The sequence below is a fragment of the Pseudomonas sp. 1121_17 genome (assembly GCF_052850745.1).
The window spans coordinates 807501-829480 of the sequence record NZ_VXCX01000001.1; the positions used below are offsets into that span (position 1 = coordinate 807501).

Below are 21980 nucleotides of genomic sequence, written 5' to 3' on the forward strand. Positions count from 1 at the left end.
GGAGTTACGAACATGCCAAAAATGAAAACCAAGAGCGGTGCAGCGAAGCGTTTCCTGAAAACGGCGACCGGCTTCAAGCACAAGCACGCTTTCAAGAGCCACATCCTGACCAAAATGTCGACCAAGCGTAAGCGTCAACTGCGTGGTAGCAGCATGCTGCACCCGTCTGACGTGGCAAAAGTCGCGCGCATGCTGCGCGTTCGTTAATTCTGGTCTAGATAGAGGAAGTTACTCATGGCTCGTGTAAAGCGCGGCGTAATTGCTCGTAAGCGTCACAAAAAAATTCTGAAACTGGCTAAAGGTTACTACGGTGCACGTTCGCGCGTATTCCGTGTTGCCAAGCAGGCTGTCATCAAGGCTGGTCAATACGCCTACCGTGACCGTCGCCAGAAAAAGCGTCAGTTCCGCGCTCTGTGGATCGCTCGTATCAACGCTGGTGCTCGCGTCAACGGTCTGTCTTACAGCCGCCTGATCGCTGGCCTGAAAAAAGCGTCGATCGAAATCGACCGTAAAGTTCTGGCTGACCTGGCAGTGAACGAAAAAGCGGCGTTTGCTGCGATTGTCGAGAAAGCTAAAGCCGTTCTGGCTTAAGTACCCACGACAATCATCCGGCGGCGCATGCGCCGTCGGGTGTTGAACGTCATCGATAGGGGAAGAGCCTTCAAAGCTCTTCCCCTATTTTTGTATCTGGAGTCTGTACATGGAAAACCTGGACGCGCTGGTCTCCCAAGCCCTGGAAGCTGTGGAGCGCGCTGAAGACATCAATGCCCTGGAACAGATCCGGGTTCAATTTCTCGGCAAGAAAGGCGAGCTGACCCAGGTGATGAAGACCCTGGGCAACCTGCCAGCCGAAGAGCGCCCCAAGGTTGGAGCGCTGATCAACGACGCCAAGGAACGCGTCACCGAAGTGCTCAATGCGCGCAAGGCTGGCTTTGAAGAGGCCGAGCTCAGCGCTCGCCTGGCTGCCGAATGCATTGACGTGACCCTGCCGGGCCGTGGCCAGACCACCGGCGGCCTGCACCCGATCACCCGTACCCTCGAACGCATCGAACAGTTCTTCACCCACATTGGCTACGGCATCGCTGAAGGCCCTGAGGTCGAAGACGACTATCACAACTTCGAAGCGCTCAACATCCCCGGTCACCACCCGGCCCGGGCGATGCACGACACCTTCTACTTCAATGCCAACATGCTGCTGCGCACCCACACCTCGCCAGTGCAGGTACGTACCATGGAATCGACCCAGCCGCCGATTCGCATTGTCTGCCCTGGCCGCGTCTATCGCTGCGATTCGGATATCACCCATTCGCCGATGTTCCACCAGGTGGAAGGCTTGTTGATCGATCGCGACATCAACTTCGCCGACCTCAAGGGCACCATCGAAGAATTCCTGCGGGTGTTCTTCGAGAAGCAGCTGGATGTACGTTTCCGTCCGTCGTTCTTCCCCTTCACCGAACCGTCCGCTGAAGTCGACATTCAGTGCGTGATGTGTTCCGGCAAAGGCTGCCGCGTGTGCAAGCAGACCGGCTGGCTGGAAGTGATGGGCTGCGGCATGGTCCATCCGAACGTGCTGCGCATGTCTGGCATCGACCCGGAAGAGTTCCAGGGCTTTGCCTTCGGCATGGGCGCCGAGCGTCTGGCCATGCTGCGTTATGGCGTCAACGATTTGCGTCTGTTCTTCGACAACGACCTGCGGTTCCTGGCGCAATTCCGCTAGGCCACACCTCGACCATATTCAGGAGAACAGCATGAAATTCAGTGAACAGTGGCTGCGCGGTTGGGTAAACCCGCAAGTCTCCCGCGACGAGCTGGTTGCTCGTCTGTCCATGGCCGGCCTCGAAGTCGACAGCGTCACGCCGGCGGCTGGCCAGTTCAGCGGTATCATCGTCGGCGAAGTGCTCAGCACCGAGCAGCACCCGGATGCCGACAAGCTGCGCGTGTGCCAGGTCAGCAACGGCCAGGAGGCCTTCCAGGTCGTCTGCGGCGCGCCTAACGTGCGCCCGGGCCTGAAGATCCCCTTCGCCATGATCGGAGCCGAGCTGCCAGGCGACTTCAAGATCAAGAAGGCCAAACTGCGTGGCGTTGAATCCAACGGCATGCTGTGCTCGGCTGCCGAGTTGCAGATCAGTGAAGAAAACGACGGCTTGCTTGAACTGGCCGCCGATGCGCCGGTTGGTCAGGACATCCGTGAATACCTCAACCTCGACGACGCCAGCATCGAAATCGGCCTGACCCCGAACCGTGGCGACTGCCTCTCGGTGGCCGGTATGGCGCGCGATGTCAGCGCCCTGTACGACGTGCCGGTTACCCGCATCGACGTGCCGGCCGTTGCCCCCAGCCACGACGAAGTGCGCTCGGTCGAAGTCTCGGCCCCGGCCGCGTGCCCGCGCTACCTCGGCCGCGTGATCCGCAACGTCGACCTGGCCAAGCCAAGCCCGCTGTGGCTGGTAGAACGCCTGCGCCGCAGCGACGTGCGCAGCATCGACGCTGCAGTCGACATCACCAACTACGTGATGCTCGAGCTCGGCCAGCCGATGCACGCCTTCGACCTCGCCGAAATCAACGGTGGCATCCGCGTGCGGATGGCTGAGGAAGGCGAGAAGCTGGTCCTGCTCGACAGTCAGGAAGTCGCCCTGCGTAGCGACACCCTGGTCATCGCCGACCACACCCGGGCCCTGGCCATTGCCGGCGTCATGGGTGGCGAGCACAGCGGCGTGAATACCGAGCAGACCCGAGATTTGTTCCTTGAGAGCGCCTTCTTCGAGCCGATTTCCGTCGCTGGCAAGGCCCGTTCCTACGGTCTGCACACCGATGCCTCGCACCGCTACGAGCGCGGCGTCGACTCGCAACTGGCCCGCGAAGCCATGGAGCGCGCGACCGCGCTGCTGCTGGAAATCGTCGGTGGCGAAGCCGGCCCGATCGTCGAAGCAGTCAGCGAGCAGCACCTGCCGAAAGTTGCGCCGATCACCCTGCGCGCTGAACGCATCAGCCAGATGCTCGGCATGGACATGGACCCCGCCCAGGTCGAGCAATTGCTCAATGCCCTCGAGCTGACCACCAGCGCCGATGGGGCAGGGCAGTGGACGGTACAAGTGCCAAGCCACCGCTTCGATATCAGTCTTGAAGTCGACCTGATCGAAGAACTGGCCCGTCTGTATGGCTACAACCACCTGCCAGTGCGCTATCCGCAAGCCCGACTCGCCCCCAAAGGCGCGCCGGAAGCCCGCGGTGAGTTGCCAACCCTGCGCCGTCTGCTGGTAGCACGCGGTTATCAGGAAGCAATCACCTACAGCTTCATCGACCCGAAACTGTTCGAGCTGTTCAGTCCTGGCGTCGAGCCGCTGCTGCTGGCCAACCCGATTTCCAACGACATGGCCGCTATGCGCGCCTCGTTGTGGCCTGGCCTGGTCAAAGCACTGCAGCACAACCTTAACCGCCAGCAAGACCGCGTGCGCCTGTTCGAGAGCGGCCAACGCTTTGTCGGCCAGCTCGGCGACCTCAAGCAGCAGCCGATGCTCGCCGGCGTCGTCACCGGTACCCGCTTGCCAGAAGGCTGGGCCAACCCACGCGATGGCATCGACTTCTTCGACGTCAAAGCCGACGTTGAAGCGGTGCTGGGTTACTCCGGCGCGCTCGGTGAGTTCAAGTTCGTCGCGGGCAAGCACCCAGCCCTTCACCCAGGCCAGACCGCCCGTATCGAACGCGACGGCAAGGAAGTCGGCTACCTCGGTGCTCTGCACCCAGAGCTGGCCAAGACCCTCGACCTGGACCGCCCGGTGTTCGTCTTCGAGCTGATCCTGGAAGAAGTGGTCGAAGGTTGCCTGCCGAAATTCAGCGAACTGTCCAAGTTCCCTGAAACCCGCCGCGACCTGGCCCTGATTGCCGGCCGTGATGTGGCCGCCAGCGACGTCCTTGAAGCAATTCGTGACAATGCAGGCGAATGGCTCACAGACCTCAGGCTGTTTGACGTCTACCAGGGTAAAGGCATTGATCCTGATAGAAAAAGCCTCGCGGTCGGCTTGACCTGGCAGCATCCATCGCGCACTCTTAATGACGATGAGGTGAACGCCACCCTGCAATTGATCCTCACCTCGCTCGAACAAAGGTTGAACACCACGTTAAGGAAATAACGGCATGGGTGCTCTGACGAAAGCTGAGATGGCCGAGAGGCTGTACGAGGAGCTTGGGCTTAACAAGCGAGAGGCGAAGGAACTCGTCGAGTTGTTTTTCGAAGAGATCCGCCACGCGCTTGAAGATAACGAGCAGGTCAAGTTGTCCGGATTCGGCAACTTTGACCTTCGCGACAAACGCCAACGGCCGGGCCGCAACCCCAAAACCGGGGAAGAAATCCCGATCACCGCACGCCGCGTCGTCACCTTTCGTCCAGGGCAGAAATTGAAAGCCCGGGTTGAGGCCTATGCTGGAACCAAGTCATAACGACGAGCTGCCCCCCATCCCGGGCAAACGCTACTTCACCATTGGTGAAGTCAGCGAGCTCTGTGCGGTAAAACCGCACGTGCTGCGCTACTGGGAGCAGGAATTCCCCCAGCTCAACCCCGTCAAACGCCGCGGCAACCGCCGGTATTATCAGCGCCAAGACGTGCTGATGATCCGCCAGATCCGCGCGCTGCTGTACGACCAAGGCTTCACCATCGGCGGTGCGCGGTTGCGCATGTCTAGTGATGAAGCCAAGGACGACACGACGCAGTACAAGCAGATGATTCGGCAGATGATTGTCGAGTTGGAAGATGTGCTGGTGGTGTTGAAGAAATAACCTGATCCGACGAGTGGAAAGTTTTTCGAAAAAAAGCTTTCATTAATCAAAAGGTTAGGGTAGATTTTGTAACGTTCTCAGCAGTATCGAGAGCAGTTCGGGGCGTAGCGCAGCCCGGTAGCGCACTTGCATGGGGTGCAAGGGGTCGAGTGTTCGAATCACTCCGTCCCGACCAAAAATCCCTAAAGAATCCAGTCACTTAGCGGCGACTGGGTTTTTTTATGGGCGCTCGTAAATTTCAGGGCTAGTGACTTTTCGAGTGACTTCGCCTTTTTCGTCATCCAATTCTCCTCTTCAAGATGGTCAGCACCGGCCCGCGTGAATCCGTGGCCGAAACCCTGTTTGCTGCTTCGATCAGCTGACCAAGCTCCGCGCCGGAGTAGTGACTGGTCACGCTGCCGTTCTTGTGGCCCAATAACGACTTGCGGTCCTCTTCCGTGACGCCTGCCGCTTTGAGCCTTCTCCCGAAAGTGTGCTTCAAATCATGCACGCGTATGGAGGCGAACCCGGGGTGTGCCGGCCGCAAGTGTTGCTCCTGCCAGAGCTTCGCCGCGCGCACCCGCGCTTTCTTCCAGGCCGAGTCGTTCATCCGGTGCATCGCAGTGCCGTTGTACGGGAAAACCCACTCACGACTGATGCCGCGCTGCTTATCGATGATCGACCTTGCCACGCCGTTCAGCACAACCAGTCTCTCGTCCCGGTTCTTCACTCCTGAGTTCTCGTGCCTCCCGCCGAACTCGGCGGGGATGAGAAACACACTGGTGTCGAGTTCAGGCACGAAGATCTCCCAATCCCACCTCAGCTTGCACACCTCCTGCTCCCGACATCCCGTGTTCACCTTGAACAGGGCCATTCGCTGCAGATGGTCTGGCAACTCCCCGAAAAGAATCGATTGCTCCTCCCATGACATCGGGTAGGGCTTTCGGCTCGCTTTCTTCTCTTCCAGCTTGGTTAGCAGCGGCACGCTGTCGAGCCACGGCCGGCGCTCTTCATCCCGCCACTTCCGGCAGGCCAGCTGCAGAACACGGATCACTCGCTCGATCGCGATGTTGATTGTCCTGTTGCTGACTCCCTTCTTTACCTTCCCACCTGGCATCACCGAATCAGTCTTCCGGTCGCGCACGTAGGCGGCCAATGCTTCGTCGTCAATGTGCGTCAATGGAAGGTGGCCGATGTACTCGACCACCTGCTCCAGATAAAGCGCTGTGAGCCTGATCGATGGCTGCTCTTTGTGCTCAACCAGGTACTTCGCAGCAGCTTGGGAAAACGTCTTGATCTCGCGAACGCCATAGACCTTGCGCTGCCGCATCTTCTCCAGCAAGTGGATCAGGTACTGCTCTGCCTCTTCCCTTTCACAAGTGCCAGTGCTCTCTTGAATTCGTTCTCCCCGGTAGATCTTGTCGATTTTCCAGATGCCGTTTGGCATTTTCTGGAGCCCTGTGATTGCCTTTTTGGCCATGGAGTCTCCTTGGACTCCGCTGCCTTGCTTACGCTGCGGGGTCGATTGTTGTCTTGATTGCTCGCCTTTTCAACGGCCATCGCTTCGATGTAGGAATCCATCCAGGCATCAAGCTCAAGGCGGTCGAAGCCCACACCCTGTTTGCCGATGGGGAATTCACGGACATAGGGCCTGACGGTGTTCTTGAATTCTTCCTTGCACATGCCGAGGTAGCCGGGCGCTTCACCGACCCGGATGATTCTCGGCAGGAGGCCTGGCTGAACTGCTGCTGTGGCATTCGCCATTGGATGGTCTCCACGCCGCCCGTGGCGGCAGGTTGGTGGTCAGGCTGGCGTCTTCTGGAGTACCGCGTCGGCGACCTTGAGCGCCGCCTGGGCATCATTGACGTAGGCCGGATCGAATCCGCCTGCGTAATGGATCACCCGCTGGCAGGCATCCAGCTCTTTGCGCGCCAGGCGCAGTGCGTGGACCAGCTGCTCTTGCAGTTCGCCCTCGGCCCGTCCGATGTCCCAGAATTGCGCCCCCCAATGGCCGGTGGGCGGCGGGTTGTTGTTCTGCTTGCCCATGGCCATGGCACCGACGGCAAGGTCGCACACGGCCTGCTTGTAGATGTTGGCGCCGTCGATGCTCAGGCCCTGGCGGCGGAGCGCATCTAGGGCGTTGTTCAGGTTTGCCTCAGGCGAAGGCAGCACCAGGTCGAAATCGCCCTTGCCTGGCCGGCAGGCGATGACGAACAGCTCGCAGCCTTCGGGCAGGTGTTGGGCCATGTCGGAAATGCAGCCCATGGCGACGTCGCGTAGCAGTACTTTGGGCATGATGAATCCTCGCCCGCGCATGTCGGCGGGCTTGAGTAGTAGGGGGAGGGGTTAGGCGCGCGCTTCGAACAGTTCGATCTGCGCAGCCGGGGTGTCGCGTATGGTGATCGCCTCGGCAATGCGCTGTTGCGCGGTACCGAAATGCGCCTCGTCCTGCTCGATGCCGATGAAGCGTCGGCCCAGCTGGATGCAGGCAACGCCGGTCGTGCCGCTACCCATGGTGTTGTCGAGTACCACCTGGCCAGGATTGGTGTAGGTGGCGATCAGGAACTGCATCCAAGCCACTGGCTTCTGTGTCGGGTGATGGCTTGCTGTCTATTTGTCGCTCGAGAAGAATTGCACCGACCTCGGGTACCGCTCCGTCGAGTCGTACTCGGTTAGTTGCAGCGCCTTCCCGTAGCACTCAGATTCAACCGACTTACGCTTTGAGGTCTTGCGCTCGTGCCCCGAAGTCATTTGTGGGTTGTACACCGGCTGGCGACGGTAGAAGACCTGGGCGCTTTCGTGCGCCCGCAAAGGCTGTTTCTTGGCGTTCAGGAAACCAGTTGCCGCGCCTTTCTCCCAGATCCACTCGTACTTGTAGATCCCTGGGTTGCTTGCGACGAGCATGGAGGTGAACGGCTGGGCAGCGCAGAGCACGATGGCCGCCTCTGGCTTGGTGATTCTCAAGTACTGCTTCCAGAGGGGCGCGAATGGGATCACCACATCCCAGGCACACTGCGTAGTGCCGTAGGGCAGATCAGCCAGCACCAGGTCGACGCTGGCATCTGGGATCGACCTCATTACCTCCAGGCAGTCGCCTTGGTACAGGCTGACTTCGCTCATCGCGGCCCCCTGTAGATCAGGTAGGCCATGTAGGCGAGGGCGATCATAGTAGGTGCGCTCCTGATTCCAGCAGGCCGTCACGGTCTTCGCGCAGGTTGTCGCGCTCCTTGGCCAGGCGCTGTATCTCGCGGTACAGGTACTGGGCGATGGATTCGCCGCATCGCAGGTCGCCAGGAATGGCGCGGCCTTTGATAGCAGCTTCAAGTTCGTTCAGCGTGAGTTGTTCGATCATGCTGCCTCCTGGTGATCAACAGGCTCCGCGCCATCAGCAAACATCAAGCGCATACCGATCTCCTTGGCGATGTGCACCTCCAGGCGAGCGCCGCGCGACCTCGCCCAGCCTGGCAGCAGCATCATGGCTTCGCAGGTCGAGAGCCGTCCGATATCGAATCGCAGATAGTCTGCCCACTCGGCGCCTTCGACGTGGCCGTGCTCGGCCGGGTTTTCAACGTGCCATCCCTCGGCGCGCATCGCCGCCGCCATGGCGTGGAACGCCGGGAAGTTGAACTCAGGCAACCCGGTCATGGGGCCGGCGATATAGACGCGGTTGGCGCGGTCGTCGGTGAGAAGGACGGCGCGTTCCGTGCTGGTTACGTTTGTTTGGCTCACAGCTCATACCTCTCATCAATCCAGCGCCCAGGCGCCAGTGCGGGTGTAGGTCCTGAATCTTTTTCGTGCGGGGAGAGCTGGCGCTCGTTGCCGGCCTGCAGCTGGCTATCGGGGATGCAGCTCAGTCCATTCGAGAACTGCCAGCAGGTCACTGCACGATGATCGTCGTGGTAGACCTGTGCGCTGTAAGGCAGTGGCCGGGTGTCGCGCGGGGCTGCGCTGGCGCCGGTGGCCAGCAGCAGGAGGCAGAGGGCGAGGCGGGTCATGATCTGCTCCCGATCGCTGCGGCAGCCTCAACGATTGCCCGGCGGGTGGCCCGGAATGGATCATCGCCGTGGTAGATGTCGAACTCACCAAAGCGCTCAGCATCCACAATGGTGTACGCGTCCGTGTCGCCGTCGAACGGCTCGACGATGTGGATCTGGATGCCCAGGCGATCACCGCGGCCCATCAGTACGGCCAAGCGCAGTGCATCGCCATCGTTGATCAGCGGGTTCCAGTGAGCACGCACACCCGACTGACCCTTCAGGCGGAAAGGCCACTTTGGATCGCGGCAGGTGCATGGCTCGATCTCAAGGCGTGCTGCCTTGGCGGCCAGCTTGAGCAGTTCGAGGTCGCGTTCGTCTACTTCGGACACGGTCGTTCCTTGGCCGCCATATCGCGGCAGTGAATAGAGGGGAGAGGGGTTACAGCTGAAGAGTACGGATGTACTCCTGCGATCAGTAGCGCTTGCGCTCCAGGGCGGCGCGGGCGACTTCCACGGCCTGAGACAAATTCCCCAGGCCTTGACTGCGCAGCACGCAAACCGCTGCGACAAGCGCGTCATGATCGATCTCAATCGCCGCGGTCGGCTCTGCGCTGGCGGATAGGGCGGCGTCGCAAAGCTCGTCAATCCGCGAACTTTCGCTTTCAGTTGGCGTTGACCATTCAGGGTGTGGGTTGGGGAAGTCATCGACGGAAAGCCGTTCACGAACAAGTTGATAACGCTCTGCGTCTTTCAATACCTTCTGGTAGATATCCGAAACCTCCTTAGGCTCGACACCAAGGTCTGTCAGCAGCGCATCACGCTCGGCCAGCTGGGCGCGCAGATCGTCGCGCTCTCGTTCAAGGCGCGCGACACTGGCGTAGGCCATACGCTCCCGCTCGTTCAGTTTTCGGTGCAGGCTCATGCTCGATTCTCCGATTGATACCTTGCCTGTCGCTTCTTCGAGCAGGCCTTGTGGTTGCCGTGGGCGCGACTACCGCCGCACTCGTCACATACGTTTGAAAGCGTGAACTGGGGCATACCGACTCGGGGCCGGGAGTAGGAGCGGGGGATGGGCTTCATGCGGTCTCCAGGCAGGCGCCGCCCTCGCCGGGGAGGCGTTATCGTTGAATAGGGGAGGGCGCTGGCGGGCAGCGCGGGTCAGGCCGTAACTCGCTCGCCGATCACCTTGGTGCTGAAGGTGACCTCGTAATTGAGGGTTAGCTCGAAGTTGCCGCCGCAAACGTCGCAGTCCATCGCCTTGTCGCCGTAATCTTCCGTTTCGATATGGATGACAGAGGCGCAGTGCGGGCATTTGCACTCGTCCTGATACTCGAAATCCGATTCGTCGTACTCAGCTTCGGCAAACTTGGCCAGGGCCTCTGCTTTTGCAGCAGCGTCGATGCGCTCTTGGCAAGGCTTGCAGTTGAATCCGTCTCGAGTGCCCCACGGGGTGTCTGTCAGCTGGGAACGGTGGGTTCCGCAGCAGTTGCAGACGTTGTGCACGTCGCAGACGATGTAGCTCCACTTGCCCGCCTCACCGTTGCACTTGTTGCAGCCTGATACCCAGTACCAGGCGCCGTCGATACGCTCGGCGTATAGGCCCTTTTCTGGCGGCTCAAGCCTCACTTCCGGCAGGCCGTTCCGGTGCGGCCGGTCGTGGTCCTTGCCGTTCCAGATGTTGGTGTGCCCGGAGCGGGTGCGATCGGTCCATTCGCCAGGAATCTCGGCGATGAGGATCTTGGTGTGCTTGTCCATGGCTTTCTCCATGCATACGCCGCCCTCCGTGGCCGGATGCGGCATGGTGGCAATTTGGTTTGGGATGGGGTATTACGGGTGACCGGCATGGGGCCGGCAGGGAGCCTGTCGTGAAAAAGCTTTTTCTGATCGCCGCGTCATTGACCATTGCCACATCTGTGTCCGCTGAAATCCTGACCCCGGAGCCTTCAAAGGCTTGTGCACTGCTCGCAGATGCAGGCTTGAAGGGGCGGAAGTGGGTTGATGACTACGGCGATGGGTCGTCAGGTTGCGCCAGTGACTATAAGGACATCGGAAGCAGTTCAACGGGCATGGCTAACAATCTTGCTTACTACGTGGCTGGAGCAGGTTCTTCCGCGAATGAGGTCAAGTTGGTTCTCAACTACAACCAGCCTTCCCATTCCGCGTCGGGCACTGCAGCGCTGCTAGCGGCATCGAAAAAGCTTTCACAGCGGGCTCTAGGTGCCGGCCTTCCTGACTCAGTGGCAAAGCTCATCAAGAAGGGCGAAGGCGGTTCGGAGCAAGTCGGAAAAGGCGTGGTTGAGGTAGTTCGCGATGACTGGCCAACTGGGAAAGGCTACGAAGTGAAAGTGATAATGCGTTAAGCCGCAGGTCGATCGATCTGGTCATCTGAATCCTGATCGGGGTCAGAAACGATGCTGCGCACGCTGGCGTCGTAGAATGCCTGCACCACATCTTCGCTAAGTAAGATTTCGTGGCGCACCATCAGGAACTTGGCCAGATCATCATCGCTCATTGCGTCCATCTTCAGGATCGCCATCTGAAGCACCTCGTTTATCTGCATGCCTTTGGACCGCTCGCAGATCCGGTCCATCGCCTGATGGATGCCCGGGCGTACCCGGTGCCTCAGCGCCTTCTCGTCGAACTTGATGCGTTTCCTCTCAGCGTTTTCATTACGCTGCTTCGGCGTCAGAGCCATCATCGCCTCCATTGCGCACAAAGCGGGTGCTCGGCCCGATGTCGAGCAGGTCGCATACCCGGTTGATGATCTTGAGCGCGGCGTCGAACACCTTGGCGTCGTCAGGCTCGCGGGATAGGCGTTTCAGGTTCGGCTGGTGCTCCAGGCAGACCTTGTCGACCAGGCGCCGGGCCAGCTTGCGCAGCTCATCGGCACTGTCGTGAACCTTCAGGCTCAGCGCGAAGGCCACGGCCACATCATCAGGCCGGTACTGGCCGCCGCTGCGGGTGATGTACAGCTTCTTCACCGGACGATTCATCCAGGCTGGCAGGGTCACTACTCCAGAGGGTGCTTTTTGCATGTGGGTGCTCCGATAGGCCGCTGGGCGGCAGGTGGAACTGTTCTTGCCGGCGGCGCTGGCGGACCTGGGTTTTCAGATTGGTCCGTCGCATCGCTTGCCCTCAACCTTGGGGTAGTCGACGCCGAACAGGTGGATGACGCGGCAGAACTTGCGATCGGAGATTCCGAGCTTGGCCTTGGCCTGGGTCCGGTTTAGCCCGGCGTCGCGCAGCTCGGTGATCTGCCGGGCCAGTTCTTTGTCGGCCTCGGGGCTGGCGTACTGGCGCTCACCGGTTGGTCGCGCGGTGCGCGGCTCGGGCTGGAATGAGAAGCCACCCTCGACGGCTGCCAGATACAGGGTGGTCCGGCACAGCCCTGTTCGTTCGCGCGCCTCTGCGCAAGTCATGGTCTTGGCCAGCGAACGCAGGTAGACAAGCTGATCGTGGCGCCGCTTCTTCTTTGCGCTCTGCGGCTTTGGCTTGGCGGCCTGTACCTTTTCGACATCGCGGTGCTTCCGATGCGGCACGTATTCGAAGCCTTCAAGCGACACGATGCTTCCGCCAGATGAAAGAAAGGCAGCTTTCGCTGCCTCCAAGTCGATTGATGGGTTCATGCTGCCTCCTTCATCCGCTCGCGCATTTCCTTCTCCAGGTCGCCGAGCTCTTCCAGAAACGCCTTGATCTCGGACTCCATTTCGCGGATGCGCTTGAAATCTCGCTCGAAGCGATGGCACACGTACTGAAGCGGCTCAGGGAGGCGGTCGTCGTAGCTGACGAAGTCCGCCCAGGCTCTGCCGGTGCAGGCCATCTGGGCGAGCATCTGCCACTCGTACTGCGGATCGTGCCGTTCGGACTGCATTGTGGCGATGTGGGTGGCTGTGTTCGGGCACTTGATCTCCAGCACACCATCATCGCCGACCAGGCCGTCCGGCGAAGCGCCGAAGCCCGGAATGGCCGGGTGCATGACCAGCCCGGTTTCAGCCACTATCAGGCCTTTGTCAGCCTCGTAGGCCATGCACGCAAACGGCTCAAGCTCTACGCCGCGCTGCACGGCAGTATTGCGGGAAAGGTCCGCGCCGCCCGATTGACCGGTGAGGCGCTCACACAGAAGCTCCATCATGTAGTTCTTCCGAGTAGCTGACGGCGCGCCTCCACGGCCGCTGGCCATCACGTCTTTAACTCGGCTGGCGGTCACGCACCCAAGGCGTGCCGCGAACCATTCAGCGCTACGCTGCTCCATCTAACACCTCCTCAGATTCACCTTCTATGGGCGCGGCTTGGGCCTTAAGTGCGTCTGCGCGCTTCGTCACCTCTGCCTTGAACCGGGCGTGGCCAGATGCATCCTTGGCCTGCTTCATGGCGGCCGTGGCTTGCTGGTACACATCGGTAAGCGCTTCCAGACTGCCGGCCGTCTGTGCCAGGGCGATCCAGCTATTCACCATTTCCGGATCCGTTGGCGCTGATCCTGCCAAGGTAGCCAACCCCTCGCCGCCGTCCGTGTTCAGGTGGTGGATTGCCTGTTCAAGACGCTCGGTCTTGGGCCAATACTTGTAGCCGCGCTTCACCACGGTCTTCTTGGCCATCTCGCCCGGGTCGGTGACCCATGGGCAGGATTTGTTCTTGCTGACCCAGGCCTTCCAAGCGCTTGAGCGATCCCGGATGGCGTTCACATCCTCGATGCTCATGGTCTCGGTCAGGTAGTCGCCGTCGGAGGTCTTCACCACCACGTACACGCCTATCACCTCGCCGCGGTCCTTCGCGAACGGGTTGTAGGAGTGGGTTGGCGGCTTGTCGAAGCCGTTCAGGCTGAAAGCATCGGCAGCGTAGACCAGCTCGGCCTGCGCCCAGCGGATGGCGCCGGTCGACATTGCCAGGTCCATCAGGCCGATGTAGCTGATGTCCAGGCAGATGCGTCCGTCGCGCGGGACCAGATACGCCTGCTTCTTGGCCGGGTTCAGGCTGATGCCGATGGCCGCGATGTTGGTGATCGCGTTGGCCACTGACTGCCGGTTCTGCATGGCCACCTTTGTGGCGTACTCGCTCGACGTGATCACCTGGATGGCGAATTCGGCCTCGCGCTCGAAGTTAAGCGAGCGGTCGGTAAGCACGTTGGCGAACTGGTTTCGCTGCGCGTAAATGTCCTGCGAGATGGTTGCTACTGCCTGGCTCATGGCGACCTCAGTAGGAAATGGCGATGTTCGGAATCTTGCGCTGGGCGATCAGCTTGACCGCCTGCTTGGCGCATGACTCAGGCATGCCCTCTGCCATGAAGGCTTCAAGGGCGGCGCGATTTATGCTGCGGCGGTGTGCCTCGTCACGCTCGCGGGCTTCCTGCTGCCGGAGGATCTCGGCGGCAGCGGCATCAGCGCGGCGGCGTTCGTCCTCACGGGCCAGCTCAATGTCTCGCTCAGCTTGGATTGCTGCTGCCTGACGCTGCTGCTCTGCACGCTGCTCGGCAGCAACGCGGTCGGCTTCGGCTTGAATCCTGGCGCGCTCTGCTTGTTCGGCCTGCAACTTGAGCTGGAGGCGCTGGTTCTCGGCTTCGCGCTCCTGAGTAGCGGCCTGGTCAATCAGCTCTTGCTCGCGGCGGGCTGCGGCTTCGCGTTCAGCTTGCTGCTCCTGGGCCACGCGCTGGCGCTCCAGTTCGACAGCGGCTTCCTGCGCTGCACGGATGCGATCTTGCTCGGCGCGCTCTTCCTCCGCGCGGCGCAGGCGGACCAGCTCCGCCTGTTCGGCTTCGAATGTCTCCCGCTTGGTCAAAGCGGCGCGCAGCGCGGACAGAACTTTGTCCTTCACGGCTCCGGCCTCAGCCTCGAATTCCTCCCAATGGGCACCGAGCTGCATGCCTTCGGCTTCGGCAATAAGGCCTTTGAGTTGCAGGGAGTTCAGCTCTCCCAGATCGTCGGCCAAAGTCTTCAGCCAGTTCAGACGGTCGTTGTGGCGGTCGATCCGGGCATCCTCAGCGGCCTCCCACTCGGTGAGTGGCCGGCGCGTTTCATCCCGCAGCGTGTCCATCTTGGTCACGAACTCGCGCAGCTCGGCCTCGACCACCTTCGGCATTTCCTTCAGGCGACGCAGGTAGTCGCGGCCCGGCTTTTCGACAGCGGTCTTGGACTTGCTGACCTTGGCGGCCAGGCTGGCGATGCGCTCGCGACCCTTGCGGGTTTTCAGGTCGGGTACTTCGCCCAGGACTTCACCCTTCACCAGGTCGATGAATTGCTGCAGGCCGCCGGCCACGTAGATGGCCGGGGCGTTCGCTTCGCTGATCTCTTCGATCGCGATCAGTTTCTGTTCTGCGGACATTGGAAAACCTCGCGCCAGGCCGGCGCCGTCAGTTGGAATAGGGGAATGCCAGGTCACCCGAGCATGAGGTTGACCCAGGCCCTGGCTGCGGTGGATGGTTGCGCGCTCTCGCCGCTTACGCTCCCGAAGGGGTACGGTTATCCCGAAGGTCCGCCGTGCGCCGGATGTGTGATCAGGAAGCTGCTTTGGCGAATGCCTTCGCCATGGATGTTTGAGGCAGGGCAGACTTCACGATGGCCTCGGCACGCTCGCAGTCGGCTTGCTCGAACCAGCCGAAATGGCAGGTGCCGACGTCGATCTGCATCTGCTCGGCCAGCCAGCGGTAGGCCTGTGTGCGGCCCATGCTGGTGTCAGTGATGTGCTTGTGGAAGACAGCCTTGCAGCGGTTGCGGACGGCGCGCAGCGCGCTATCGGCCAGCGTACCAAGCGGAATGTCCGTGTCCGGATGCAGGCCAACATAGGCGTCACACCCGGAGCAGAGGTAGGCATACGGCCAGTCGCCGTAGCTGCGCCCGTTGTAGATTTCCGAGTTACACACAAGCTCGACCTGGTCGCCGCAGTATCGGCACTCGCATGGTGCTGGGAGAGGATTTTTCACGCGCTTGAGTGCTCTGCGGCTGACGTGAGGCAGCGGAGCAGGCGCAGCAATGCGCTCGGGGGCGTTTGCCCGAGGATCGATTGGCATGGGGTTGTCCTAGCTTGTGATTGAGCCAGCCAGTGCGCTGGCCAGCATGAATGCGGTGCAGGCGAAGAGGGCAGAGAAGGAGCCGCGCCAGATGACCAGGCGGCGGGCGCGCTGGTACTGAGTCATCGCGCCGGCCTCACTGCGATCTGCCCGGCTTTGAGCGCGGCGACGATCTCTGGTCGCAGCTGCTGCACAGGAAGGTCGCGCGGTACGCCGGCGCCGATGATGGCAAGGCTGCGCTCGATCTGCTCGAGCTGTTCGTCAATCAGGGATTTAACCGGTGCCGTGCTCATGCAACCCCCTTGCGCCAATCAACGATCTTGTTGAGGCGCCCGCAGTAGTGGTTGAACTCTTCGATGGTGATGCGCCCGTCACCCAGCATTACCGTCAGCTGATGAGAGATGATCATCGAGTAGCTGGTAGGCGTGCTGGGGTGGGTCATAGCATCCAGTTGCTGGTCGATCAGGACATGAGGGCTTCTCACTGCGCCTCCTCGGCCTGGGCCAGAACTCCTTCTTTCGCGAATGGGGCCAGCAGCTGGCGGGCGATCTCCTGCAACGCAGTGTCCGGATTGGGCACCGCCAAGAGTTCGTCAGCGGCCGCAGCGGCGTCGGTGGAGACCTTGCAGCGCGCGGCAAGGATCAGGCGCCCCAGCGCAGAGTCACTGATCACCGACAGGGCAAGCTGGCCCATCACGAACTCATCCACCGCCTGGGCGAAGCGCTCATAGGTGACACCCTGCTTCGGGCGCATCCGTCGCTGGAACAGCACATCGCGGCGCGCCATCAGCTCAGCGATGCCGTCGTCGATCCAAGTGGATTCCGCGTCGGCTACTTCGCTCACCGCCGGTGGCATCCGGTTGTCGTACTCAAACTGTGCTGCTCGAAGTGCGCCCATGGTCGCCTCCAGATGGTGGGTTACTCGGTGGGTGGGGAAGGCAGGGGCTGCCAGTGGGTGACTTCGTTCATCTCGCCGTCGAAATCCGCCTCGTACTCCCCTTCGCCGTTGTCACGAAGAGGGTGGAAGCAGCCGTCTTGGCAGATGACCGGCTCAACCCACCGACCACCACCGCAAGATTCGAACTTGAATCCACTCGCTAGCACTACAACGCCAGCCGTGGGCAGCCTGTCGCTGCACTTGATCCAGCCGCTCATGGCTTCACCCGGGCGGCGAGCATGGCGTCGGCGTACTCGTAGGCCCACGCCGCCAGCCGTGGCACGGCCTTTCTGCCGCAGTTCTCCGGCTCTTTGTTTGGATGGCCGATGATTGCCGCCAGCGCCTTGGCCGCGAAATAGTCGCGGATGGTCAGGCCAAAGCTGGAGCCGTGCCCGCCGTAGTCGCTGGCTTGGACTGGGAAGGCAGGCTCTTTTCCCTGCTCCGCAGGCTGGCATTCGTAGCAGATGCCGCCGACCTGCTCGGATTCTTCGATGCAGCTTGCGCAGCGCAGGCAGCGGCCTACGCCAGATGGTTCTGGTGGCTGGTACATGGGTTGTCCTCGTGACCGCATTGGTCGGGCGCCAGGCGCAGTGACCAAACTGGGCGTGAAAAGCCAGCCTGATACCCGCCAATGCGGTCGAAGTGAAGGGAAGGGGATGCGGGGTGTATCGGGCGCCGATCTGCCTGGTGCTGATATCCAGGTTCGAGGAATCCCGTTGTGGGATTCGAAGCAATGCTTCAGATCGGCGTCCGATCACACCCTGCGATGGGGAGCAGGGCATCGGGCAGTTTCCGTCAGGCTGACGTGGCGCTGGTTGTTCAGCAGTCGAACGGTGGCTTTTCGCCGATACGCTTCAGCTTTTCTTGCTGAAATGCCTCGGCAATATCGAACGCCTTGGCTGGTGCCACGCTGTGGTCAGTACCTCCTTGACTGAGCAAGCCGATGAGGACCGCCATTGCATAACCTTCAAGATCTTCATATTCAGCGCGCTTCATACCTTTGCTCCTGGTTGATTTCCCGTCTGGCCCTGTCGCCAAGGCCAGCCAGTGAAATCGTCATGCTGAGAACTTCCGCGCTTCTCGCATCCAGTGTTTACGCTCCTCGATATACGTTTCAGCGACTCGCGGCACGCCTTGTTGCTTGGCCCTGATTGCGTAGTACTTCGAGGTTTTTGCCATGCTGATGCAGTGCTCGATGACGCACTGCGTTTCACTTGATCGTTTCATACTGATCTCCAGTGCATTCCCAAAGTACCTGGTCGCCCAGGTGCCTCAGTGAATCGTCAGGCACAAAAAAGCCCGAAGTTATCGGGCTGTGTTTTCATCGCTGAGCTTTATCGCCTGCTGCTGGGGATATCCAGGTAGCTCACAAATACGTACCTGCCGTCACCCATGGCGAAGTAGAGCCAGCCGGCCTTGAGGCCTGGATCATCGTCTGAGTTGCGCACCTCGTTCCAGCAGAAGCCTGGTACGACCTCAGTGCCGCGATGCTCTTCAACAATCCGCACAATCTGCCACTGGCCAAACTCGCCAGCCGTGGCGATCAGGCGCTCCATGAATTCGCTGGCTTCCACGTTTACCTCCTATCTGTTTTCGATGTGCGCAGTATTGCATGCTCGATTCCCAATGCCGCCTCGTCGAAGCGGCATCAGTGAATCTCGTTGTTCGCCGCGACCCGCTACTGGCGTCGGTCGCTGACTCGAATCGAATGTGCCCGGCCTCGCTACTGGCGACAGGCCGGGGTATTGCGTCAGCGATGTGATTGCCGGTTACGCTTCCGGCGCTGAAGCCAACAGCCGATCGAATCAGGACCGCTATTCAGGCCTTCTGGCTAACGGGGCTGGCGGCACACCAGCGCACTCCGTGACCGATATTCTCTCGTCGGTCAAAGCGCCTGGCTCTGTAGCGGCCAGGTAGGCTGTCGCGCGGCGACGGTCAGTTACTTCCACATGTCGATGCCCTCCGTTGCTCGCTCACTGGGCAGGCAGTGGCCACCTATCGAATCTGGTGCTTCTCCCATTACCGCCGGGGTGGCGGGGCGCATTGCATGCCCGGGTCGTTCTCTCGGTTTAGGCGTTTCACCTTCGTCAGCCGTACAGGGTTGTCCCTGTCGTGGGCAGCCTTTCGGGGCTGTCTGATCGCCGGTCGCCGGTAGAGGCAATGCGGTCTGTTCACCAGTTCCAGAGCTGGCATGGGGATCGAATTTATTGCTCGCGCTGTACCGTTGCCGGGATCGATCCGCGAGGTTCCCATCAGTGTTAAAGAGCAGTGAGGCTTGAGGGCCTCTGCAGGGCCGGGTCAGGCGCTGCGTGTTGAGGTAAATTTAGAAAGTTAAACCGTCCACGTCAAGCGTTTTGTTTAAACAGTTAAACTTTTCAGGCGAAGTCTTTCCTTTCGCCCACAAAAAAGCCCGCGCTAGGCGGGCTTCACTTGGCTGTCTGGCTTACTCGTCAGGGCTGGGCTTGGCGATAAATTCCTTGGGAATGTACGGGACCTTGGTCACCTTGCCGTCCTTGGTTTCGAAGGAAACGGTTTTTGCGCCGCTGAAAGCCGTGGCGTGGCTATAGATCCACATTTGACCTTCCTCCCTGGACGTGACCATGTAGGGGTTGCCCATGATCTCGTAGAGCTGATCCTCGGTCATGCCGACCTTCACTTGGCTGGCTTGGCCAAAAGTGAACGACGTGCCTGCGCACCCGGCAAGGATGACGATCGCCGCAGCTAGAATGAGTTTTTGAGTGTGACGAAGCATGGGCACCTCCATGTAAATTGAGGCGCCATCCTAACACCGCGACAACCCAATAAAGCCACGCCTCAAAATCAAAGCAGCACTGAGTACCAGAAGACTTTGCCCAGCACGCTGATCCCGCTTTCGAGAAGCTGTTGAGCCGTATATTCCTCATCAGGATGCTCGTCTTGATTGAAGCTCCGGAAGCGAAGCCCACCACCAGGTAGGCGATATAGCGTCTTCACGCGCAGCTCGCCACCGTGATCGATCGCGTACATCTTCCCATCCTTAACGGCAGTCGATGACTTATCCACCCCTACCGTGCTGCCGTCGGGCAGGACCGGCTCCATGCTATTGCCGTGCACCGTCACGCACACGGCCTGATCAAACTGTACGCCCTGGTTGCGCAAGGTTTGCTTGCCGAATCGTAGCTTTCGGCTGCTCGACTTCTCGATCACGGTCCGGCCCGATCCTGCGGACAGTTCAACTTCCTTGAGGAACGGCACGTATACCTCGTCGTCGTCTAGCGGGGTCTCATCGTCCCACACCGATATCGGGCCAAGCATCGTTGCATTGGCCTTGGGCTGAGGGTCTGCGTCAGGAGGATTCTTTCCGTCAGTGAGCCACTCCGGGGCACAACGAAGGGCCTTGGCAAGGGACAGGAGATTCTTGCCTGTCGCACCATTTTTTCCATTCACCCAGAAGCTCACCGTCCCCTTGGAGACGCCTGTGAGCTTGATTATGTCGGCGGCAGTTAGCCCTAAGGCCTTCATGCGCGCCTGAAGTCTGTCTTTGAATTCCATATTTAGGATTTTAAACACTCGGCGGTTTAGATGTTTGCATTTGTGATGTTTAAGCGTCTAAACTGCGAAGCATGCAAATGGAGAAAAAACATGACCTATGACGACGCCCTGAAGATGTTTGGCTCGGGCAAGGCAATTGCTGACGCGCTTGGCGTTACCAGAAGCCGCGTCTCTCAGTGCCGAGCTACAGGTGGGTTCTCCTACCCAATGCAGTGCGTGCTGGAGAAGGAGTCGAGCGGGGCGCTGATCGCCAAGCGCGAAGACGACCCTGCCAACTCGCTCAAGAAATCCGCCGCTTAACCATTTCCAACAGCAAGGAACCACAGCATGTACCAGGACCCCAGTCAGAAACGCGCCATTCCGGTGAAGGTTCGGTTTGAACCAGTTCTTGACCGGATTCTTCGCAAGGCCGCGACGAAGACACGCATGCAGCACGCAACCTACCTGTACGAAATCATCGAGTGGGCTGTAGCCAACGGCGTTATCGAAGAGCTGATGCAGGACAAGCAAGAAGATATCGCGGGCTGAAGCCCCTTTGGAGGGCCAAGTGACCGTCGAACTCGAAAAGTTGCCGCCTCAGACGAGGCAGAAGGTTGAGGAGTTGATGAGCCGGAACGGCTGGAGTTTCAGCCAGGCCATCAACGCAATGATGGAAACCTCGATCGCCAGTGGTGCGCTCTCAGAGGTTGGCAGGAAGAAGGCGAAAGTCCTTCAGCTGGTGACCCCAATGAGGGCCTCAGGCAGGGACTCTTCAGGGTAACCAAGAGGGCCTCTGCCAAATGACGCGCACAAAAAAGCCGGGATTGCGCCCCGGCTCTCTGCAACATCACATAACTGGGACCAATTATGCATATGCAGACCCAAAGTGTACAGGCCCTCAACCGGCCCGCGCCACAAAATGCGAACCACGATTTCGTGGCGCGCCTCCAGCCGGGCCAAGTCTACGTCGCCCGTTTCTCTGATGGGTGGGTGAAGATCGGCCGCGGCCGTGATGCTCAGTCTCGCATCACCTCCCACGTCTCAGCCTCGGCTATGCGTGGCGCAACACTCACCGAGAGCTACGTGTCAGGGCAGGTCGTTGACTCGGTGGCTGCTGAATCAGCGCTTATCGAAATGTGCGGTGGGTCGCAAGCAGCAGTGCACGGTCGGGAGTGGTTCCTGAATCCGGACTATTCCGCTTTGGTTGCCACGATTAAGCGGAAGTACTCAGGCGACCCTGCCGAGCACTTCGTAGCTCATCGCGAGGCGGTAGAGGTTCAAGCGCAGAAGGTCTTCAGCTTCATCCGAGGCCCAGTCACGCCGACTTCAGTTTTCAGTTCCCAAGACATGGCCACCTGGTCGTCCGCCCTCGAGCACGCCGAAGTTCTTGAGCAGGTCTACCTGGACGACTGCTATTGCGGCCAACTATTCGCCAAAGAAAACAAAGGGTATTCCGCATTTTTCCTGATGGCAGCACTCGCCTTATGGAAATTGCCAGCGCACTCGGTGGCGGTCACCTACTGGAAGGCATTCAACGAGCCTGACCAACTTTTGCTTGAGCTCAGTGAGGCAGCTACCCAGGCCTGCTTGAACTTCGTGCACACCCACGACAAGGCCGTGCGGGGTGCAGCATGAGTAAGCCAGATTGGGCTATCGCCCCTCATTGGGCCAAGTGGCTCGCTGCCGACACCACGACCGATCCTGCCAAGCCTGAATATTGGGTTTGGTTTGAACATGAGCCGGTCTGGAGCGATGGCGGCTGGCTCCTTGGAAAGGGCCTCGGGAAATGGGATCAGACCGCACAC

Annotated in this window: 37 protein-coding genes, 1 tRNA gene and 1 pseudogene; 12 read left to right on the plus strand and 27 right to left on the minus strand. The window is 60.2% G+C overall.

Features of this window, described 5'->3' with window-relative positions; genetic code table 11:
* Nucleotides 1-12: 12 nt before the first annotated feature.
* The 7 genes from rpmI to FW789_RS03970 all read left to right on the plus strand — a co-directional run bounded on the left by rpmI (nt 13) and on the right by FW789_RS03970 (nt 4949).
* Complete coding sequence (gene rpmI / locus FW789_RS03940) at nt 13-207, plus strand: 50S ribosomal protein L35 (RefSeq protein ID WP_028696462.1); 195 nt, start codon at nt 13-15, stop codon at nt 205-207.
* Between the two features lie 27 nt (nt 208-234).
* Nucleotides 235-591 (plus strand): 50S ribosomal protein L20, encoded by a 357-nt coding sequence (rplT, locus tag FW789_RS03945; protein WP_043860801.1) that lies wholly within the window; start codon nt 235-237, stop codon nt 589-591.
* A gap of 109 nt (nt 592-700) precedes the next feature.
* Nucleotides 701-1717: a phenylalanine--tRNA ligase subunit alpha gene (gene pheS / locus FW789_RS03950; protein WP_101320618.1), complete on the plus strand. Its 1017-nt coding sequence runs from the start codon at nt 701-703 to the stop codon at nt 1715-1717.
* A gap of 31 nt (nt 1718-1748) precedes the next feature.
* Entirely contained in the window at nt 1749-4130 is a 2382-nt protein-coding gene (gene pheT, locus FW789_RS03955; protein WP_446430957.1) for a phenylalanine--tRNA ligase subunit beta, read from the plus strand.
* Nucleotides 4131-4134: 4 nt separating this feature from the next.
* On the plus strand, nt 4135-4437 hold the full coding sequence (ihfA, locus tag FW789_RS03960; protein WP_002553164.1) for an integration host factor subunit alpha: 303 nt from the start codon (nt 4135-4137) through the stop codon (nt 4435-4437).
* The gene (locus tag FW789_RS03965) at nt 4418-4774 is read left to right on the plus strand and encodes a MerR family transcriptional regulator (protein ID WP_101320614.1); all 357 of its coding nucleotides are present in this window, start codon (nt 4418-4420) and stop codon (nt 4772-4774) included. Before ihfA ends, FW789_RS03965 begins: the two co-directional genes overlap by 20 nt.
* A gap of 98 nt (nt 4775-4872) precedes the next feature.
* A tRNA-Pro gene (locus tag FW789_RS03970) sits at nt 4873-4949 on the plus strand.
* Nucleotides 4950-5051: 102 nt separating this feature from the next.
* Here FW789_RS03970 and FW789_RS03975 read toward each other — a convergent pair.
* The 10 genes and pseudogenes from FW789_RS03975 to FW789_RS04020 all read right to left on the minus strand — a co-directional run bounded on the left by FW789_RS03975 (nt 5052) and on the right by FW789_RS04020 (nt 10484).
* Nucleotides 5052-6233, minus strand: a complete 1182-nt coding sequence (locus FW789_RS03975) for a tyrosine-type recombinase/integrase (protein WP_446430958.1) — start codon at nt 6231-6233, stop codon at nt 5052-5054.
* A gap of 323 nt (nt 6234-6556) precedes the next feature.
* A complete protein-coding gene (locus FW789_RS03980; RefSeq protein ID WP_446430959.1) occupies nt 6557-7048 on the minus strand; it encodes a hypothetical protein in 492 nt (163 codons plus the stop codon).
* Nucleotides 7049-7099: 51 nt separating this feature from the next.
* Nucleotides 7100-7342 (minus strand): annotated as a pseudogene (locus tag FW789_RS03985) (DNA methyltransferase); the annotation flags it as partial.
* Nucleotides 7343-7363: 21 nt separating this feature from the next.
* Nucleotides 7364-7873 carry a hypothetical protein gene (locus FW789_RS03990; protein ID WP_446430960.1) on the minus strand — a complete coding sequence of 170 codons (510 nt, stop codon included), beginning with the start codon at nt 7871-7873 and terminating at the stop codon, nt 7364-7366.
* Nucleotides 7874-7916: 43 nt separating this feature from the next.
* A complete protein-coding gene (locus tag FW789_RS03995; RefSeq protein WP_446430961.1) occupies nt 7917-8105 on the minus strand; it encodes a hypothetical protein in 189 nt (62 codons plus the stop codon).
* Nucleotides 8102-8482: a DUF4406 domain-containing protein gene (locus tag FW789_RS04000; protein ID WP_446430962.1), complete on the minus strand. Its 381-nt coding sequence runs from the start codon at nt 8480-8482 to the stop codon at nt 8102-8104. The genes FW789_RS03995 and FW789_RS04000 overlap by 4 nt, the downstream gene beginning before the upstream one ends.
* Nucleotides 8479-8748, minus strand: coding sequence for a hypothetical protein (locus FW789_RS04005; RefSeq protein ID WP_446430963.1), 270 nt, complete (start codon nt 8746-8748; stop codon nt 8479-8481). The genes FW789_RS04000 and FW789_RS04005 overlap by 4 nt, the downstream gene beginning before the upstream one ends.
* Nucleotides 8745-9119: a hypothetical protein gene (locus FW789_RS04010; protein ID WP_446430964.1), complete on the minus strand. Its 375-nt coding sequence runs from the start codon at nt 9117-9119 to the stop codon at nt 8745-8747. Before FW789_RS04010 ends, FW789_RS04005 begins: the two co-directional genes overlap by 4 nt.
* 82 nt (nt 9120-9201) lie before the next feature.
* Nucleotides 9202-9651: a hypothetical protein gene (locus tag FW789_RS04015; RefSeq protein WP_446430965.1), complete on the minus strand. Its 450-nt coding sequence runs from the start codon at nt 9649-9651 to the stop codon at nt 9202-9204.
* 236 nt (nt 9652-9887) lie between these two features.
* Nucleotides 9888-10484 carry a hypothetical protein gene (locus tag FW789_RS04020; protein ID WP_446430966.1) on the minus strand — a complete coding sequence of 199 codons (597 nt, stop codon included), beginning with the start codon at nt 10482-10484 and terminating at the stop codon, nt 9888-9890.
* Between the two features lie 110 nt (nt 10485-10594).
* Between FW789_RS04020 and FW789_RS04025 the strand changes: the two genes are divergently transcribed.
* Nucleotides 10595-11089 carry a hypothetical protein gene (locus FW789_RS04025; RefSeq protein WP_446430967.1) on the plus strand — a complete coding sequence of 165 codons (495 nt, stop codon included), beginning with the start codon at nt 10595-10597 and terminating at the stop codon, nt 11087-11089.
* Here the strand turns inward: FW789_RS04025 and FW789_RS04030 are convergent.
* From FW789_RS04030 to FW789_RS04110, 17 genes are all read right to left on the minus strand, one after another.
* The gene (locus FW789_RS04030) at nt 11086-11424 is read right to left on the minus strand and encodes a hypothetical protein (RefSeq protein ID WP_446430968.1); all 339 of its coding nucleotides are present in this window, start codon (nt 11422-11424) and stop codon (nt 11086-11088) included. The genes FW789_RS04025 and FW789_RS04030 overlap by 4 nt on opposite strands.
* A complete protein-coding gene (locus FW789_RS04035; RefSeq protein WP_446430969.1) occupies nt 11399-11764 on the minus strand; it encodes a DUF7740 domain-containing protein in 366 nt (121 codons plus the stop codon). The genes FW789_RS04030 and FW789_RS04035 overlap by 26 nt, the downstream gene beginning before the upstream one ends.
* A 72-nt stretch (nt 11765-11836) precedes the next feature.
* The gene (locus FW789_RS04040) at nt 11837-12355 is read right to left on the minus strand and encodes a hypothetical protein (RefSeq protein WP_446430970.1); all 519 of its coding nucleotides are present in this window, start codon (nt 12353-12355) and stop codon (nt 11837-11839) included.
* Nucleotides 12352-12981: a lambda exonuclease family protein gene (locus FW789_RS04045; protein WP_446430971.1), complete on the minus strand. Its 630-nt coding sequence runs from the start codon at nt 12979-12981 to the stop codon at nt 12352-12354. Before FW789_RS04045 ends, FW789_RS04040 begins: the two co-directional genes overlap by 4 nt.
* Nucleotides 12968-13912: a recombinase RecT gene (locus FW789_RS04050; RefSeq protein WP_446430972.1), complete on the minus strand. Its 945-nt coding sequence runs from the start codon at nt 13910-13912 to the stop codon at nt 12968-12970. The genes FW789_RS04045 and FW789_RS04050 overlap by 14 nt, the downstream gene beginning before the upstream one ends.
* A 7-nt stretch (nt 13913-13919) precedes the next feature.
* Nucleotides 13920-15044 carry a hypothetical protein gene (locus FW789_RS04055; RefSeq protein ID WP_446430973.1) on the minus strand — a complete coding sequence of 375 codons (1125 nt, stop codon included), beginning with the start codon at nt 15042-15044 and terminating at the stop codon, nt 13920-13922.
* A gap of 172 nt (nt 15045-15216) precedes the next feature.
* Entirely contained in the window at nt 15217-15729 is a 513-nt protein-coding gene (locus FW789_RS04060; RefSeq protein ID WP_446430974.1) for a zinc-finger-containing protein, read from the minus strand.
* Nucleotides 15730-15851: 122 nt separating this feature from the next.
* Entirely contained in the window at nt 15852-16022 is a 171-nt protein-coding gene (locus FW789_RS04065) for a hypothetical protein (RefSeq protein ID WP_196121509.1), read from the minus strand.
* A complete protein-coding gene (locus tag FW789_RS04070) occupies nt 16019-16213 on the minus strand; it encodes a hypothetical protein (protein WP_446430975.1) in 195 nt (64 codons plus the stop codon). The genes FW789_RS04065 and FW789_RS04070 overlap by 4 nt, the downstream gene beginning before the upstream one ends.
* On the minus strand, nt 16210-16626 hold the full coding sequence (locus FW789_RS04075) for a hypothetical protein (protein WP_446430976.1): 417 nt from the start codon (nt 16624-16626) through the stop codon (nt 16210-16212). Before FW789_RS04075 ends, FW789_RS04070 begins: the two co-directional genes overlap by 4 nt.
* Nucleotides 16627-16646: 20 nt before the next feature.
* Complete coding sequence (locus tag FW789_RS04080) at nt 16647-16883, minus strand: DUF551 domain-containing protein (protein ID WP_446430977.1); 237 nt, start codon at nt 16881-16883, stop codon at nt 16647-16649.
* Nucleotides 16880-17215 (minus strand): hypothetical protein, encoded by a 336-nt coding sequence (locus FW789_RS04085; protein ID WP_446430978.1) that lies wholly within the window; start codon nt 17213-17215, stop codon nt 16880-16882. The genes FW789_RS04080 and FW789_RS04085 overlap by 4 nt, the downstream gene beginning before the upstream one ends.
* Nucleotides 17216-17484: 269 nt before the next feature.
* Nucleotides 17485-17661 carry a hypothetical protein gene (locus tag FW789_RS04090; protein ID WP_181106599.1) on the minus strand — a complete coding sequence of 59 codons (177 nt, stop codon included), beginning with the start codon at nt 17659-17661 and terminating at the stop codon, nt 17485-17487.
* A gap of 60 nt (nt 17662-17721) precedes the next feature.
* A complete protein-coding gene (locus FW789_RS04095; protein WP_446430979.1) occupies nt 17722-17892 on the minus strand; it encodes a hypothetical protein in 171 nt (56 codons plus the stop codon).
* Between the two features lie 107 nt (nt 17893-17999).
* On the minus strand, nt 18000-18239 hold the full coding sequence (locus FW789_RS04100; RefSeq protein ID WP_446430980.1) for a hypothetical protein: 240 nt from the start codon (nt 18237-18239) through the stop codon (nt 18000-18002).
* A gap of 869 nt (nt 18240-19108) precedes the next feature.
* A complete protein-coding gene (gene bamE, locus FW789_RS04105; protein ID WP_446430981.1) occupies nt 19109-19417 on the minus strand; it encodes an outer membrane protein assembly factor BamE domain-containing protein in 309 nt (102 codons plus the stop codon).
* Between the two features lie 68 nt (nt 19418-19485).
* On the minus strand, nt 19486-20196 hold the full coding sequence (locus FW789_RS04110; protein WP_446430982.1) for a S24 family peptidase: 711 nt from the start codon (nt 20194-20196) through the stop codon (nt 19486-19488).
* A 90-nt stretch (nt 20197-20286) separates the two neighbouring features.
* On the opposite strand from FW789_RS04110, the gene FW789_RS04115 reads away from it, so the two are divergent.
* From FW789_RS04115 to FW789_RS04130, 4 genes are all read left to right on the plus strand, one after another.
* The gene (locus FW789_RS04115) at nt 20287-20496 is read left to right on the plus strand and encodes a hypothetical protein (RefSeq protein ID WP_312387683.1); all 210 of its coding nucleotides are present in this window, start codon (nt 20287-20289) and stop codon (nt 20494-20496) included.
* A gap of 27 nt (nt 20497-20523) precedes the next feature.
* On the plus strand, nt 20524-20724 hold the full coding sequence (locus FW789_RS04120) for a hypothetical protein (protein ID WP_123108931.1): 201 nt from the start codon (nt 20524-20526) through the stop codon (nt 20722-20724).
* 19 nt (nt 20725-20743) lie between these two features.
* Nucleotides 20744-20956 (plus strand): hypothetical protein, encoded by a 213-nt coding sequence (locus FW789_RS04125; protein WP_446430983.1) that lies wholly within the window; start codon nt 20744-20746, stop codon nt 20954-20956.
* 92 nt (nt 20957-21048) lie between these two features.
* Nucleotides 21049-21810, plus strand: a complete 762-nt coding sequence (locus FW789_RS04130) for a hypothetical protein (RefSeq protein WP_446431057.1) — start codon at nt 21049-21051, stop codon at nt 21808-21810.
* Nucleotides 21811-21980 lie beyond the last annotated feature (170 nt).